The organism is Jiangella anatolica (assembly GCF_003236295.1).
GTDB lineage: Bacteria > Actinomycetota > Actinomycetes > Jiangellales > Jiangellaceae > Jiangella > Jiangella anatolica.
This window is the reverse complement of sequence record NZ_POTW01000087.1, coordinates 17,265-30,857: the sequence shown is the minus strand read 5'-3', so window position 1 is coordinate 30,857 and position 13,593 is coordinate 17,265. Positions and strand designations below refer to the sequence as shown.

At 73.4% G+C, this 13,593-nt stretch carries 10 protein-coding genes; 7 read left to right on the top strand and 3 right to left on the bottom strand.

Annotation, left to right across the window (positions count from 1 at the left end):
• The coding region (locus C1I92_RS26030; RefSeq protein WP_146605290.1) for a TetR/AcrR family transcriptional regulator at positions 1–341 on the bottom strand (341 nt) is incomplete at its 3' end.
• Positions 342–456: 115 nt separating this feature from the next.
• On the opposite strand from C1I92_RS26030, the gene C1I92_RS26025 reads away from it, so the two are divergent.
• The gene (locus tag C1I92_RS26025) at positions 457–1,857 is read left to right on the top strand and encodes an MFS transporter (protein ID WP_199521598.1); all 1,401 of its coding nucleotides are present in this window, start codon (positions 457–459) and stop codon (positions 1,855–1,857) included.
• Here the strand turns inward: C1I92_RS26025 and C1I92_RS26020 are convergent.
• Positions 1,836–4,001 carry a beta-N-acetylglucosaminidase domain-containing protein gene (locus tag C1I92_RS26020; protein WP_158564286.1) on the bottom strand — a complete coding sequence of 722 codons (2,166 nt, stop codon included), beginning with the start codon at positions 3,999–4,001 and terminating at the stop codon, positions 1,836–1,838. The two genes, C1I92_RS26025 and C1I92_RS26020, sit on opposite strands and share 22 nt — an antisense overlap.
• Positions 4,002–4,026: 25 nt before the next feature.
• On the opposite strand from C1I92_RS26020, the gene C1I92_RS26015 reads away from it, so the two are divergent.
• The 6 genes from C1I92_RS26015 (at position 4,027) to C1I92_RS25990 (ending at position 13,102) form a co-directional block, all read left to right on the top strand.
• Positions 4,027–5,847, top strand: a complete 1,821-nt coding sequence (locus C1I92_RS26015; protein WP_111257545.1) for an MBL fold metallo-hydrolase — start codon at positions 4,027–4,029, stop codon at positions 5,845–5,847.
• A 10-nt stretch (positions 5,848–5,857) separates the two neighbouring features.
• Positions 5,858–6,889, top strand: coding sequence for a LacI family DNA-binding transcriptional regulator (locus C1I92_RS26010; protein ID WP_199521597.1), 1,032 nt, complete (start codon positions 5,858–5,860; stop codon positions 6,887–6,889).
• 164 nt (positions 6,890–7,053) lie between these two features.
• Positions 7,054–8,037 (top strand): ROK family protein, encoded by a 984-nt coding sequence (locus C1I92_RS26005; protein ID WP_111257544.1) that lies wholly within the window; start codon positions 7,054–7,056, stop codon positions 8,035–8,037.
• Entirely contained in the window at positions 8,030–8,626 is a 597-nt protein-coding gene (locus C1I92_RS26000) for a D-sedoheptulose-7-phosphate isomerase (protein WP_111257543.1), read from the top strand. Before C1I92_RS26005 ends, C1I92_RS26000 begins: the two co-directional genes overlap by 8 nt.
• Positions 8,623–11,166 (top strand): alpha-mannosidase, encoded by a 2,544-nt coding sequence (locus C1I92_RS25995; RefSeq protein ID WP_111257542.1) that lies wholly within the window; start codon positions 8,623–8,625, stop codon positions 11,164–11,166. Before C1I92_RS26000 ends, C1I92_RS25995 begins: the two co-directional genes overlap by 4 nt.
• Positions 11,156–13,102, top strand: coding sequence for a beta-L-arabinofuranosidase domain-containing protein (locus tag C1I92_RS25990; RefSeq protein WP_199521596.1), 1,947 nt, complete (start codon positions 11,156–11,158; stop codon positions 13,100–13,102). The genes C1I92_RS25995 and C1I92_RS25990 overlap by 11 nt, the downstream gene beginning before the upstream one ends.
• On the opposite strand, the gene soxR is transcribed toward C1I92_RS25990, so the two are convergent.
• Positions 13,099–13,578 carry a redox-sensitive transcriptional activator SoxR gene (gene soxR / locus C1I92_RS25985; RefSeq protein WP_111257541.1) on the bottom strand — a complete coding sequence of 160 codons (480 nt, stop codon included), beginning with the start codon at positions 13,576–13,578 and terminating at the stop codon, positions 13,099–13,101. The two genes, C1I92_RS25990 and soxR, sit on opposite strands and share 4 nt — an antisense overlap.
• Between the last annotated feature and the right edge of the window lie 15 nt (positions 13,579–13,593).

Genomic DNA, 13,593 nt, shown 5'->3' with positions numbered 1-13,593 from the left:
GGATCGGGGAACTCGGCGTGCGTGTTGCGCAGCGGGCAGCCGCGGGTCCCCGGCGTCGAGCGCTGTACCGAGCGGACGATCTCGACCAGCTGCTCCGCCGGGTCGTCGGCACGCTCGCGGGCGCCGTCGACGACGCCCTGCCAGTCGCGGGTGCGGTACTGCAGGTAGGCGACGATCAGCGCGTCCTTGCTGGGAAATTCGCGGTAGAGCAGCTGCTTGCCCACCCCGACCTCGTCGATGATCTGCTGCATGCCGACGGCGTGGACGCCGTGGGTGTCGAACAGCCGCCCGGCGGCCTCGAGGATGCGCTCCCATGCGTCGGGGGTCGGTCGTCGCGCCATGACCAGAGCCTATCAGACTGATCGGTCCGAAATCATTGACACCGTTCGGAAGCGGTGCTGACAATGGTCGCCGACTCATAACGGACCGATCGGTCCGAGATTCCTGGAGGTTCCTGTGTCGGCACCCACCACGTCGGCGGACGTCTACACGACGCTGTCGGCGAAGGCCCGCGCCATGCTCGCCGTCCTGTGCGCGGTGCTGTTCCTCGATGCGCTCGACGTCTCGATGAAGGGCGTCGCACTGCCCGACACCGGCGCCGCGCTCGGGATGTCGACCAGCACGCTGCAATGGGTCATCACCGGCTACGTCGTGGGTTACGGCGGGTTCGTGCTGCTCGGCGGCCGGGCCGTCGACCTGCTCGGCCGGCGCCGGATGTTGCTGGGCGCGCTGGCCGTCTATGTCGCCGCGTCCGCCGTCGGCGGGCTGGCCGACTCCGGTGCACTGCTGCTGGTCGCGCGGTTCGTCAGCGGGGTGAGCGCGGCGATCAGCGCGCCGGCCGCGTTCTCGATCATCACGACCGGCTTCGCCGCCGGTCCGGTGCGCAACCGGGCGCTGTCGATCTTCACGGCGACCGGGGCGACCGGACTGGCGCTCGGGTTGGTGGCCGGCGGACTGCTCACCGAACTGCACTGGCGGCTGACGTACCTCGCGCCGGCGGCGTTCGGGCTGCTGGCACTGCTGGCCGGCGTGGTGCTGCTGCCGCGGTCGGCGCCTGCACCGAGTGGGGCGCGGCGGTTCGACGCCGGCGGGGCGCTGACGATCACGGCCGCGATGCTGCTGGTCGTGTACACGCTGGTGGAGGCGCCGAACGTGGGCTGGCTGTCGGCCCGTTCGCTGCTGTCGTTTGCGGCGGTCGCATTGCTGGTGGCGGCGTTCGCCGTGGTGGAACGGCGGGTGGAGGCGCCGCTGGTCCGGCTGGGGCTGCTGCGGTCGGGGCCGCTCGTGCGCGTCGCGGTGGGTGCTGCGTCACTGCTCGGGCCGTGGATCGGCGTGCTGTTCCTGGTGACGATCTACCTGCAGGACCACCGCGGCTGGTCGGCGCTGGAGACCGGGCTGGCGGTCGCACCGGTCGGCGTCGTCGGGGCGATCCTGTCGCCGGTGCTGGCGCCGCCGCTGGTCGCGCGGTTCGGGCCGCCGCGGGTGATCCTGGCCGGCCAGCTGACCGCGGTGGCGGCGTATGTGCTGCTGCAGTTCCTCGGCCCGTCGACCGGGTACACGGCGGTGCTGCTGCCGGCGTTCGTGCTGATCGGGGTGGCGTTCACGCTGGCGTACGGGCCGCTCACGATGGCCGCTGCCGGCGCCGTCGACGCCGCGGATCAGGGCCTGGCCGGTGGCGTCGTCAACACGGCGTTCCAGCTGGGCGCCGCGCTGGGGCTGAGCGCCGTCACGGCCGCGTACGCCACCGGCGCCGATGTGATGGACGGGCTGCGCTCGGCGCTGGTGGTGCCGCTGGTCATCGCGGCGATCGGGGCACTGACGGCGGTCCGCGGGGTTCAGCGGGCGAGGACCGCCTGAACGAACGGCGGCACGACGTCGCGGAGCACGTTGTGCTGCTCGTGCGCCTCGGCGACGGCGAGCGCCTCGGCGGCCGCCCTGCGTTCGCGCTCACCCGCTGACGGGGAGAGTGCGGCCAGGGCGGCGAGACCGGCCCGGCCGGTGTCGGCCAGCGCGACCAGCCACGGCCCGACCTCCCGCTCCATCCGCGCGGCCGATCGTCGCCGCTCGTCGACGGGCGCCGCAGCGTCCGCCGGCTGCTGCTCAGCGTGGGCCAGCCTGGCCGCGGCGTCAGCCTCCTGCCGCTGTCGCTCGTCGGCAGATTCGGCCGCTGCTGCTGTTGTCGGCGTCGACGGTTGCTGGTAGGTGGACCCCGCCCCGGTAGGGAGGGATCCCACCCTATGGGCGGGCACCGACACTCGGCGTTCGTGCAGGTCAACGGCCGGAGCGCGGTCGCCGCCCGGCGCGGTGCCGTGGAGCGGCATGTGATCGCCGTCCGGCGCGGTGGCGTCCTGCGGAGTGGGCCCATCGAGCGATGTGCCGTTGCCGTCCTGCGGGGCGGCGCTGTCCGGCCTGGGCTTGCCCTGTGGAGCGGCATCATCCGTCGCCGGCTGCTGGTAGGTGGACCCCGCCCCGGTAGGGAGGGATCCCACCCTATGGGCGGGCACCGACACTCGGCGTTCGCGCAGGTCAACGGCCGGCACGGCACCGGCGTGCGGCGTGTCGGCGTGTTCCGGCACCGCAGCGTTGTAATCCGGGGCGGTGTCGTCACGCGGCATGCGGTCGTCGGCGGGGGCGGCGGCGACCATCGCTGTGAAGCGGTCCCGCAACTCCTCCACCGCCGCCGGCGACCCGCCCAGCGCGGCCTCCGTCAGCGCCGACAGTTGCGGGTCCTGCGGCGCCGACGGCGGCCAGGACGCGCACGCACCCGCCAGCGTCCGCACCGCCGCGCTCGCCCCGACGGCGGACAGCGCCCGCTCGTGCGCGGCGTCGGCGTCGTACGAAGCCGGGTTCCAGGCCCACTCGGCGACCGTCGCGACGGCGATCCGCGACGCCGCCTCGTGCGGCATCGGGTTGGCCGTGATCCCGGCCAGCGGCGCCCCGGCGAGCTCCGTCGTCCGGCCGAGCAACGGGCCGAGGAACAGCCGCGGGAAGTCGAAGTCGTTGACCGGGAAGTTGTCCCAGAGCAGCAGCTCGTGCCCGTACGACCGGGCCGCCGCGTCGATCTCGGCCCGGGTGATGTCGCCGACGACGATGTCGCGGCCGGTCCACCACACGAGCACGTCGGCCGGCAGTTCGGCCGCCAGCAGCTCCCGATGCGGCGTCGCCGAGGTCCCCGCATAGTCCGTCGGGACCATGATCAGCGGCCGGTCCAGCCCGAGCCGGTCGATCACCGCCCGGCAGACCGCGGCGTGCGCCCGCGCCGACGAGCCCGGCGCCGCGCCGAACGCGGCCCGGTCCGCCGAGTGCGGCAGGTCGGCCGGGATGTCGTCGAACAGCAGCGCGACGTCCTCGACGCCGGCGTCTCGCACCTGCGCCAGCTTCGCGACCAGCAGGTCCACCTCGGCCGGGTCGCTGTAGACCATCGACAGGCCGGGCGAGACGGAGAAGACGAACCGCACGTGCGACCGCCTCGCCGCCGCGGCCAACTCACCGATCCGGTCCAGTTCGGCCGCCGGGTACGGATCGCGCCACTGCCTGCGGTGGTACGGGTCGTCCTTCGGCGCGTAGACGTACGTGTTGAGCTTGTGCCGGCCGGCGAACTCCAGGTGCGCCAGCCGGTCGGCGTGCGACCACGGCGGGCCGTAGAAGCCCTCGATCGTGCCGCGCCACCGCAGCTGAGGCCAGTCCGCGACGGTGACCGGCGGCAGCACCCCGTCCGCGGCAAGACCAAGCAACGTCTGCGCGCCGTAGAACGCGCCGGCCGGGTCCGACCCGGTGATCGTCACCTCGGATCCGGAGACGACCAGGCGGTACCCCTCGGCAGGTCCGCCGGGCTCGAGACCCACGACGACGGACACTGGCGACCCGCCGGGCGCCGTCGGCAACCCCGCAAGGACGGCGGCCGCCGTCGCACATCTGTCGTCGGCCGAGACCGCCACGGAGCCGACGCGGACCCCGTCGCCGCCGGTGGTGACGAGCTCACGCGGCACTGGGGTCAGCATGTGTGGGAACGATACCATCGGGTCCATGTCGTGGAGTGAGGTCGCGCCGGGGGTGTTCCGGGTCCGGGACACCTGCAACGTCTACGTCGTCCGCTCGCCGAACGGACGCGACGGCATCGCCGTCGACTTCGGCTCCGGCGCCGTGCTCGACCACCTCGCCGACATGGGCATCGAGCGGCTCACCGACGTCCTCATGACGCACCACCACCGCGACCAGGGGCAGGGCCTGCCACGAGCCGTCGCCGCGGGCATCGCCATCCACGTGCCGCCGGTCGAGCAGGACCTGTTCGCCCACGTCGACGACCTGTGGGCGAGCCGGCCGATCGTCAACGACTACAACCTGCGGCAGGACAAGTTCTCCATCCTCGAGCCGGTGCCGATCGCGGGCACCGTCCCCGAGTACCGGACCGCGACGTACGGCGGCGTCGACGTGCGGGTGCTGCCGACGCCGGGGCACACGACCGGCTCGGTGACCTACGTCGTCGGCGGGATCGCGTTCACCGGCGATCTCATCCACGCGCCGGGCAAGGTGTGGTCGCTGGCCGCCACCCAGTGGTCCTACACCGAGAACGAGGGCCCGGCGATGACGGTGCTCAGCTGCTACCAGCTGATGGAGCAGCCGCTGGAGCTGCTGCTGCCGTCGCACGGCGAGCCGATGCCGGACCCCCGCGCGGCGCTGGGCCTCCTGGCCCGGCGGATGCAGCGCTACGTCGACGCCCGCCGGCCCTACCCGTGGGACCTGCGCAATCGCCTCGACGAGCCGTTCCGCGAGCTGACGCCGCACCTGCTGCTCAACCGCACCAGCAACGCCTGCTCGTACGTGCTGCTGTCCGAGACCGGGAACGCGCTGCTCATCGACTACGGCTACGACATGACGACGGGGCTGCCGTCGGGCACCGACCGGGCGTCGCGGCGGCCGTGGCTGGCGTCGTTGCCGGCGCTGCGCCGGGCCTACGGCGTCACCAAGGTCGAGGTCGCGCTGCCCACGCACTACCACGACGACCACGTCGCCGGGCTGCCGCTGCTGCGCGACGTCGAGGGGACAGAGATCTGGGCGCCGGCACATGTGACGCCGATCCTCGAACAGCCGGAGCGCTACGACCTGCCGTGCCTCTGGTACGACCCGATCCCGGTCGACCGGTCGCTGCCCCTCGGCGAGTCGTTCCGATGGCACGAGTACGAGATCACCGTGCACGATCTGCCAGGTCACACGCTCTACCACGCCGGCTTCGAGTTCGAGGTCGACGGCGTGCGGGTGCTGGCGACCGGTGACCAGCAGGAGCACCTGGGCGTGCCCGGCGGCCGCCGCGAGGTGCTGAACTACCAGTACCGCAACCTGTTCCGCGTCGGCGACTACCGCCGCAGCGCCGAGCTGTACCGGCGGGTCGCGCCCGGGCTCATGGTCAGCGGCCACTGGGAGCCGCGCCGGGTCGACGACGCCTACCTCGACCTGCTGACCGAGCTGGGCGACGAGCTGATCGAGCTGCACGAGGACCTGCTGCCGCTGGAGTCGGTCGACTTCGGCGCCGGCGGGGTGGCCGGGCGGATCACGCCCTACCGCAGCCGGGTGGCGCCCGGCGCGACGCAGCGCATGGACGTCGTCGTGCGCAACCCGCTACTGGAGAAGGCGGAGGTCACCGTGCGAATGGCGGTCCCGGTAGGCTGGTCCGCGGAACCGGCCGAGCAGGTGCTCACGCTGGCCTCCGGCGAGGAGGCCGCGGCCACGTTCGACGTCACGGCCGGGACCACCACGCGCCGCCGCACTCCGGTCGCGGCCGACGTGACGGTGGGGGAACTGCGGCTCGGGCAGCACGTGGAGGCTCTGGTCGACGTCGTCGAGCCGTGAGGAGGGGGCAGTGGGTCGTCTGGTCGACGGTGACGGCGTGATGACGCGTCGCGCCACCATCAAGGACGTCGCGATCGCCGCCGGCGTCTCCCGCTCGACGGCGTCACGCGCGCTCACCGGCCGCGGCTACGTCGCCACCGACGTGCGCGAGCGGGTGCTGGCCGCCGCCGAGGACCTGCGCTACGTGCCCGACGCCACCGCCCGCTACCTCAAGCAGCAGGTCTCGTTGTCGATCGGCGTGCTGGTTTCGGACCTGCGCAACTCGTTCTACGCCCGGCTCGCCGCCGGCGTCGGGCAGGCGGCTCGCGACCACGGGTACAGCCTGGTGCTGGCCGAGGACGGCGGTTCGGCGCAGGCGCAGGTCGAGGCGGCCGAGACGTTCGTCGCCACCCGCGTCGCCGGCGTCGTCGTCACCCCGGTCTCCGCCGACGTCACCACCTACCTGTCCCGGCACCGCGTCCCCGTCGTCGAGGTGGACCGCCAGTTCGCGGCCGGCGCCTGCGACGCCGTCGTCGTCGACAACCACCGCGGATCGCGGGAGGTCATCGAGGACCTCATCGGCCTGGGGCATCGGCGCATCGCGCTGTTCATCGACGAGACCACCTGGACGACCGGGCGCGAACGGCACGCCGGTTACCAGGCGGCGCTGGCCGCGGCCGGCATCCCGCTCGACCCCGACCTCGTCGTCTCGTCCGGCTGGGACGTCGACGCCGCCCGGTCCGCCGCGGCCGCGCTGCTGCGGCCGGACGGGCGCCCGACGGCGGTGTTCGCCGCCAACAACGTCCTCGCCGAGGGCGTCTGGCGGGCCGCCAACGACCTCGGACTGCGCATCCCCGACGACCTCAGCCTCGTCTCGTTCGACGACGCGCCGTGGATGAGCCTGGTCACGCCGGGTCTGACCGCGGTCGGCCAGGACGAGGCGGCACTCGGCGAGGCGGCCGTGCTGCGGCTGCTGGAGCGGATCGCCGCCCCGGAGGCCGACCCCGTCACGGTGACGATCTCCACCCAGATCGTCCACCGCGCCTCCACCCGCGCCATCTGAGATCCCGCTTCCGCGCCGCGCCCGGCCGGCGTGTGGGAACGATCCCTCTTGACTCGGTCAGGGTGCAGTTGCCATGATGCGAGGGCCGCATGGGATCGATCCCACGTGAGCCTGCGGGGCGCCGAGGCCGACGTCCCTGACCGGGGACGGAGAGAACGGACCGCATGGAACAGCTGGTTTCCCACGCACGAGGGCAGGCGGTGCTGTCGCTGGACATCGGCGGCACCAAGCTCGCCGTCGGCGTCGTCACCTCCGACGGTGTCGTACACGGCCTGCTGATCGAGCCGACCCGCAGCTGGGAGGGCCCGGACGCCGTCATCCGCCGGCTGTTCGACCTCGGCCACCGGTCCGTCGCCGCGGCCGGGCTGGACCGGCCGATCGCCGCCGTCGGGATCTCCTGCGGCGGGCCGCTGGACAGCGCGACCGGCGTGCTGATCTCGCCGCCGCACCTGCCCGGCTGGCTCGACATCCCGCTGGGGCCGATGACCACCGACGAGTTCGGCGTCCCGGCGTACCTGGAGAACGACGCGACGGCCGCCGCGCTCGGCGAGCACCGGTTCGGCGCCGCCCGCGGCCTGAACTCGATGATCTACCTGACCATCTCGACGGGGGTCGGCGGCGGGGCCGTGATCGACGGCCGGCTGCACCGTGGCGCCGCGGGCAACGGCGGCGAGCTCGGTCACGTGATGGTCCGCCCGGGTGGACGGCTGTGCAGTTGCGGGCGGCGCGGTTGCCTCGAGGCGTACGTGTCCGGCACGAACATCGCGGCGCGCGCCGTGGAAGGGCTGGCCGCGGCGCCGTCGTCGTCGCTGCACAAGGCCGACCCGCTGACGGCGGCCGACGTCGCCGCGGCGGCGCGGGCCGGCGACGCCTTCGCCCGGGAGATCTGGGCCGAGACGACCGACGTGCTGGGTCAGGCGGTGACCGACCTGGTGAACGTGTTCGAGCCGGAGCTGGTCGTGCTCGGCGGCGGCGTGACGCGCTCCGGCGCGCTGCTGCTCGACCCGGTGGCAGAGGCGGTCGCCCGCGACGCGATGCCGCCGGCGGCGAAGGCGGCGCGCGTGGTGCTGGCGGGGCTGGGTGACGTCGTGTGCGTCGTCGGCGCCGGCGTCGTCGCGCTGGACGCACTGGAGGTCAAGCATGCCTGACCAGCTCGAACAGCAACTCGACGACCACGTCGCCGCCGCCGAGGCGATGCGCGGCCTGGTGCCGGTCGTCCGCGAGGTGGCCGCGCTGCTCTGCGACGCGTTCGCGTCGGGCGGCGTGCTGTACACGTTCGGCAACGGCGGCAGCGCGGCCGACGCCCAGCACCTCACCGGCGAGCTGATCGGCCACTACCGGCGCGACCGCCGGCCGCTGCCCGCCGTCACGCTCAGCACCGATCCCACCGTCATGACCTGCGTCGCCAACGACTACTCCTACGACGACACGTTCGCCCGGCAGGTCGCCGCGCTAGCCCGGCCCGGCGACGTCGTGGCGGCGTTCACCACCAGCGGCCGGTCGCCGAACGTCGTCGCCGGACTCGAGGCCGCCCGCAAGAACGGCGCCACCACGGTGCTGTTCGGCGGCGGCGACGGCGGACCGGCGCGCGCGCACGCCGACCACGCCCTGCTGGCGCCGTCGAACCAGACCCCGCGCATCCAGGAGATGCATACGCTGGCACTGCACCTGATCAGCGAGATCGCCGACGAGTGGGCGGCAGGCACCGAGAGCACACCGGAGGAACCGACGGCATGACCCCCGACGCATACCGGCCCGTCGCGATGCCGAAGCGCACGCTGCACATGGTGGGCAACGCGCACCTCGACCCGGTCTGGCTGTGGCCGTGGCAGGAGGGCTACCAGGAGGCGCGGGCGACGTTCTGGTCGGCGATCCACCGGATGGACGAGTACCCGGACTTCGTCTTCACCTGCGACCAGGTCGTGCTGCTGTCCTGGGTGGAGGAGCAGGACCCGGAGCTGTTCGAGCGGATCCGCGAGCGGGTCGCCGAGGGCCGCTGGGTCATGACCGGCGGCTGGTGGGTGGAGCCGGACTGCAACCTGCCCGGCGGCGAGTCGTTCGTCCGCCAGGGTCTCTACGGTCAGCGCTACCTGCACGAGAAGTTCGGCGTGATCGCGACCGTCGGCATGAACGCCGACCCGTTCGGGCACAACGCGATGCTGCCGGCGATCCTGCGCGGCCAGCGGATGGACTCCTACACGTTCCTGCGACCGGGACCGCACGAGAGCGAGCTGGACGGGACGGCGTTCTGGTGGGAGGCGCCGGACGGCAGCCGGGTGCTGGCGTACCGGATCCCGTTCGAGTACTGCAGCCCGCCCGGCGACGTCGCGCACCAGACGGACAAGTCGCTGGCGCAGCTGGACCGCTCGCTCGGCGACCTGATGATCTTCTACGGCGTCGGCAACCACGGCGGTGGACCGACGAAGGCCAACATCGAGTCGATCCACCGGCATGACCAGCGGGGTTCGTACGGAAGGATGATCATGTCGTCGCCGCGGCGCTACTTCGACGAGCTGGTCGCGCGGCGGGCGTCCGCCGGCCCCGACCTCGGGCTGCCGACGTGGCGCGACGACCTGCAGCACCACGCGTCGGGCTGCTACTCGTCTCACTCGGGCATCAAGCAGTGGGTGCGACGGACCCAGGCGGCGCTGCTGTCGGCCGAGCGGTGGGCCGCCGTCGGCTCGGTGACGCACGGGGACGTGTACCCGCGCGACGAGCTCGGCCACGCCTGGAAGCAACTGCTGTTCAACCAGTTCCACGACATCCTGCCCGGGTCGGCGATCGAGCCCGCCTACGACGACGCGCGCGACCAGCTCGGCGAGGCGGTGGCGATCGCCAAGCGGATCATCACCCGCGTCCACAACCGGATCGCCCGCGACGTCGACGTCCCGTTCGAGGACGGCACGCAGCCGGTGCTCGTGTTCAACCCGCACCCGTGGGACGTGTCGGCCGACGTGGAGCTGCAGTACGGCGTTCAGCCGACCGGCGTCCACGTCGTCGACGCCGACGGTGAGCCGACGCCGTCGCAGCCGATCCAGTCGGTCGCGACCACGGACGACAAGGGCCGCGGGGCGGTCGTGTTCCGGGCGTCGCTGCCGGCGCTGGGATACCGGCTGTACCGGCTGCGGCCGGGGCGGGCGGCGGTCCCCGGCGCGGCGGGCGCGCTGACGGCGTCGGAGACGGTGCTGGAGAACGACCTGCTGCGGCTCGAGCTGGACCCGTCGACGGGGTGGCTGTCCAGCCTGCTCGACAAGCGCACCGGCGTGGACCTGGTGGCCGGCGCCGCCGGCGAGCACACGCAGGTCAGCGAGGACCCGACGGACACGTGGGGCCACCGCGTCGTGTCCTACGCCTGGCCGGGCGAGCCGATGAAGACGACGCGGCTGGTGCTGCGGGAGTCCGGTCCGGAGCGGGCCCGGCTGCGGGTCGAGCGGTCGTGGGGCCGGTCGACGCTGACCGAGGAGTTCATCCTGCGGCAGGGCGCGGACGAGGTCGAGGTGCGCGTCACGCTGGACTGGCGGGAGCAGGCGCACCTGCTGAAGCTGCGGTTCCCGGTCGCGCTGACCGACCCGTCCGCGACGTACGAGATCCCGTTCGGCATGCTTGCGCGGCCGGTGGACGGCGCGGAGGAGCCGGGTCAGTCGTGGGTGGACCTCTCGTCGAGTGGCGCCGGGCTCGCGGTGGTGAACAACGCGAAGCACGCGTACGACGTGTCGCCCGCTTCTCCTGGCGGCGGGTCGCCGTCGATCGGGATCACGGCGGTGCGGAGCCCGGTGTACTCGTGGCACGATCCGCGGCTGCTGGACCCGGAGGGCGTCTACTCCTTCCAGGACCAGGGCGTGCAGCGGTTCACGTATCTGCTGGTCCCGCACGCGGGTGACTGGCGTGCCGCAGGGCTGGCCCGGCGGGCGGCCGTGCTCGGGTCGCCGCCGCGGGCGATGCTGGAGAGCTTCCACTCGGGTTCTCGGCCCGCCGCCGATGGGTTCGGGTCTGACGGCGGTGGTCAGGTGATGATCACGGCGGTCAAGGGCGCCGAGGACGGCGACGCGAGCGCGCCGGACCTGATCGTGCGGGCTGTGGAGACGACGGGGGCCGTGGCGCCGGGAGCGCGGCTGTCGTTGCCGCTGGTGGACCGGGTGATCGAGGCGGACTTCGGGCCGCACCAGTTGCGGACGTTCCGGGTGCCGCGCGATCCGGCTCAGCCCGTCGTCGAGGTCGACTTGCTGGAGTGGCCGGTCGACGGGGACGTGCCCGCGCCGCCCGCCGGTGACCACTGAGCCGGCCGGGTCGGTGCTCTCCCCTGAGGATCTGCCGGCGCTGCGGATCGAGGCGCTCGACCCGGCGGGCACGGTCCTCGCCGGGTCCCGGCTCGCCCCCACCGGCGGGTCTGCTGCCCCTGAACTCGTCGTCGGCCCGTTCGCCGTCGGCGTCTCGTTCGACCGGGCGTACGCGGCCGGCCTGATCGACGTCGTCCTCTCCGTCCGCACGACGTCGCCGGAGCCGTTCGCCGGCCACCTGCGCCTCGTCGCGACCGTCACCGACGCCGCGGACCCGTGGTGGCTGATCCCCGGCCTCTTCTACGGCGAGAACCGCCCCGCCGACTGCGAGCGTCGATTTCCCCGGTTCGAGGCCGGCGCCGACGATCCGGCCGGCATGGTGAGCGACCACTGGTCGTTCCGGTCCGACCGCGCGGCGACCCCCGCCGCGTTCGCCTGGGGCGCGTCCGGCGGCGCCATGGTGGCGACCGAGGAGACCTCCGCGGCCGGTCCGACCGGCGTCGGGCTGGCCCATCGCGGCGATGTCGCCGAGGTCCACGTCGTGTTCCCGTTCCGCGAGGACCCGGTCACGTACTACGGATCCGCGACGCCGCTGCCGGCCCAGTCGGCGACGTACAGCTGGCAGCCCGGCGAGCGGGCCTCGCTGCGGGTGTCCGTCGCGACTCTGCCGGCCGATCGGCACGCGTACGCGCCGATCCTGCGCACCGTCTACGAGCGCAACCGCGAGCCGCACCCCGTCACGCCCTGGGTGCCGGTGCCGGAGGCCGCCGCGATCGCCGCGGAGGGACTGGTCCGCTGGCACTACGACCCCGACCCCGGCGTGCTGCTGGAGACCGTCGGCTTCGACCGCGAGGTCACCGGCGGCGACGGCCGCTCCGTCGACCGGCAGGCCATGCACGTCGGCTGGGTGAGCGGGATCCCCTGGGCGTACGCGCTGCTGGCGCACGGCCGCCGGACCGGGTCGGCGGCCGCGGCCGAGGCGGCGACGCGGGTGATCGACTTCTGCTGCGCGAACCTGTCGCCGTCGGGGACGTTCTGGGGACGGTGGGAGCGGGCCGGCGGGTGGACGCAGAGCTGGACGCCGATCCGCGGCGGCCTGCACGCGCGCACGCTCGGCGAGGCGACGCTGTTCCTGCTGCGTGCGCTGGAGCTCGACGACCGCGCCTCGTGGGCCGCCGCCGCGCGCTCCAACCTCGACGTCGTCCGCGACCGGCAACGGGCGGATGGCAACCTGGGCGCCGTCCACGACGCCACCGACGGACGGGTGCTGTCCTGGACCGGCGCCGCCGGGCTGACCTGGATCGCGGCGTTCTGCTCGGCCGCCCGGTTCGACGACGACGGCTCGTACCTCGCGGCCGCGATCCGGGCCGGCGAGTACTACGCACGTTTCGTCGAGCGCGAGTTCATCCACGGCGCTCCCGAGGACGTCGACCTCGCACCGACCTCCGAGGACGGCTACGCCGCCGTCATGGCCTACGTCGCGCTGCACTGCCGGACCGGCGAGGCGCGGTGGCTGGAGCTGGCCCGGCGCGCGGCGGACTGGATGCTGACGTTCCGGTACACATACAACGTGCGGTTCGCGCCGCGCACGCCGCTCGGGGTGTACGGCTTCGCCACCCGCGGCGCGGACCAGGCGTCCCCGTCGAACCAGCACGTGCACGCGTACGGCCTGGTCTGCACCCGCGAGCTGGCCGAGCTCTCGGCGGCGACGGGCGATCCGCACTACCGCGAGCGGGCCGACGAGGCGCTGGCCTGCTTCCGGCAGCTGCTCGCGACCGCCGACGGTGAGCTGAACTCGTACCGCGGCATGATCACCGAGCGGTATTACCAGACCGAGTGCTTCCAGCCGAAGGGCATGGTGCTGACGCTGTCGCACGCCTGGAGCGCCGGCGTGCTGCTCCTGGCCTGCGAGCAGGTGCTCGGGCTGCCTGGCTAGACGCAGCAGGTGTCGTTGGGGCCCTGCTCGATCAACCGGCGCGGGCCCGGGCCGTGTTCGCCCAGCTCGTCGTGCATGTTGGCCAGCCGGCAGCGGGCCAGCGACAGGCAGCCGCAGCCGATGCAGTCGGTGAAGTCGTCGCGCAGCTGCTGGAGTCGCTGGATCCGGGCGTCGAGGTCCCGCCGCCACTGCTGGGAGAGCTGCTCCCAGTCCTTCTGGTTCGGCGTGCGGCCGTCGGGGAGGCTGGCCAGCGCGCGGTTGATCTCGGCCAGCGGGATGCCGACGCGTTGCGCGATCCGGATCAGCGCTACTCGCCGCAGCGTCGCGCGCCGGTAGCGCCGCTGGTTGCCCGAGGTGCGCCGGGACGTGATCAGGCCCTGCCGCTCGTAGAAGTGCAGCGCCGACACCGCGACGCCGCTGCGCTGCGACAGCTCGCCGACGGTCAGTTCGGACTTGTTCCACGCCACGGTGTCCACGGACGCGTCTCCTCG

What these genes read in the sequence shown, in the direction of transcription:
- C1I92_RS26020 (WP_158564286.1), bottom strand. Translation starts at nt 4,001, where the DNA reads ATGCTGACCCCAGTGCCGCGTGAGCTCGTCACCACCGGCGGCGACGGG.
- C1I92_RS26015 (WP_111257545.1), top strand. Translation starts at nt 4,027, where the DNA reads ATGTCGTGGAGTGAGGTCGCGCCGGGGGTGTTCCGGGTCCGGGACACC.
- C1I92_RS26005 (WP_111257544.1), top strand. Translation starts at nt 7,054, where the DNA reads ATGGAACAGCTGGTTTCCCACGCACGAGGGCAGGCGGTGCTGTCGCTG.
- C1I92_RS26000 (WP_111257543.1), top strand. Translation starts at nt 8,030, where the DNA reads ATGCCTGACCAGCTCGAACAGCAACTCGACGACCACGTCGCCGCCGCC.
- C1I92_RS25995 (WP_111257542.1), top strand. Translation starts at nt 8,623, where the DNA reads ATGACCCCCGACGCATACCGGCCCGTCGCGATGCCGAAGCGCACGCTG.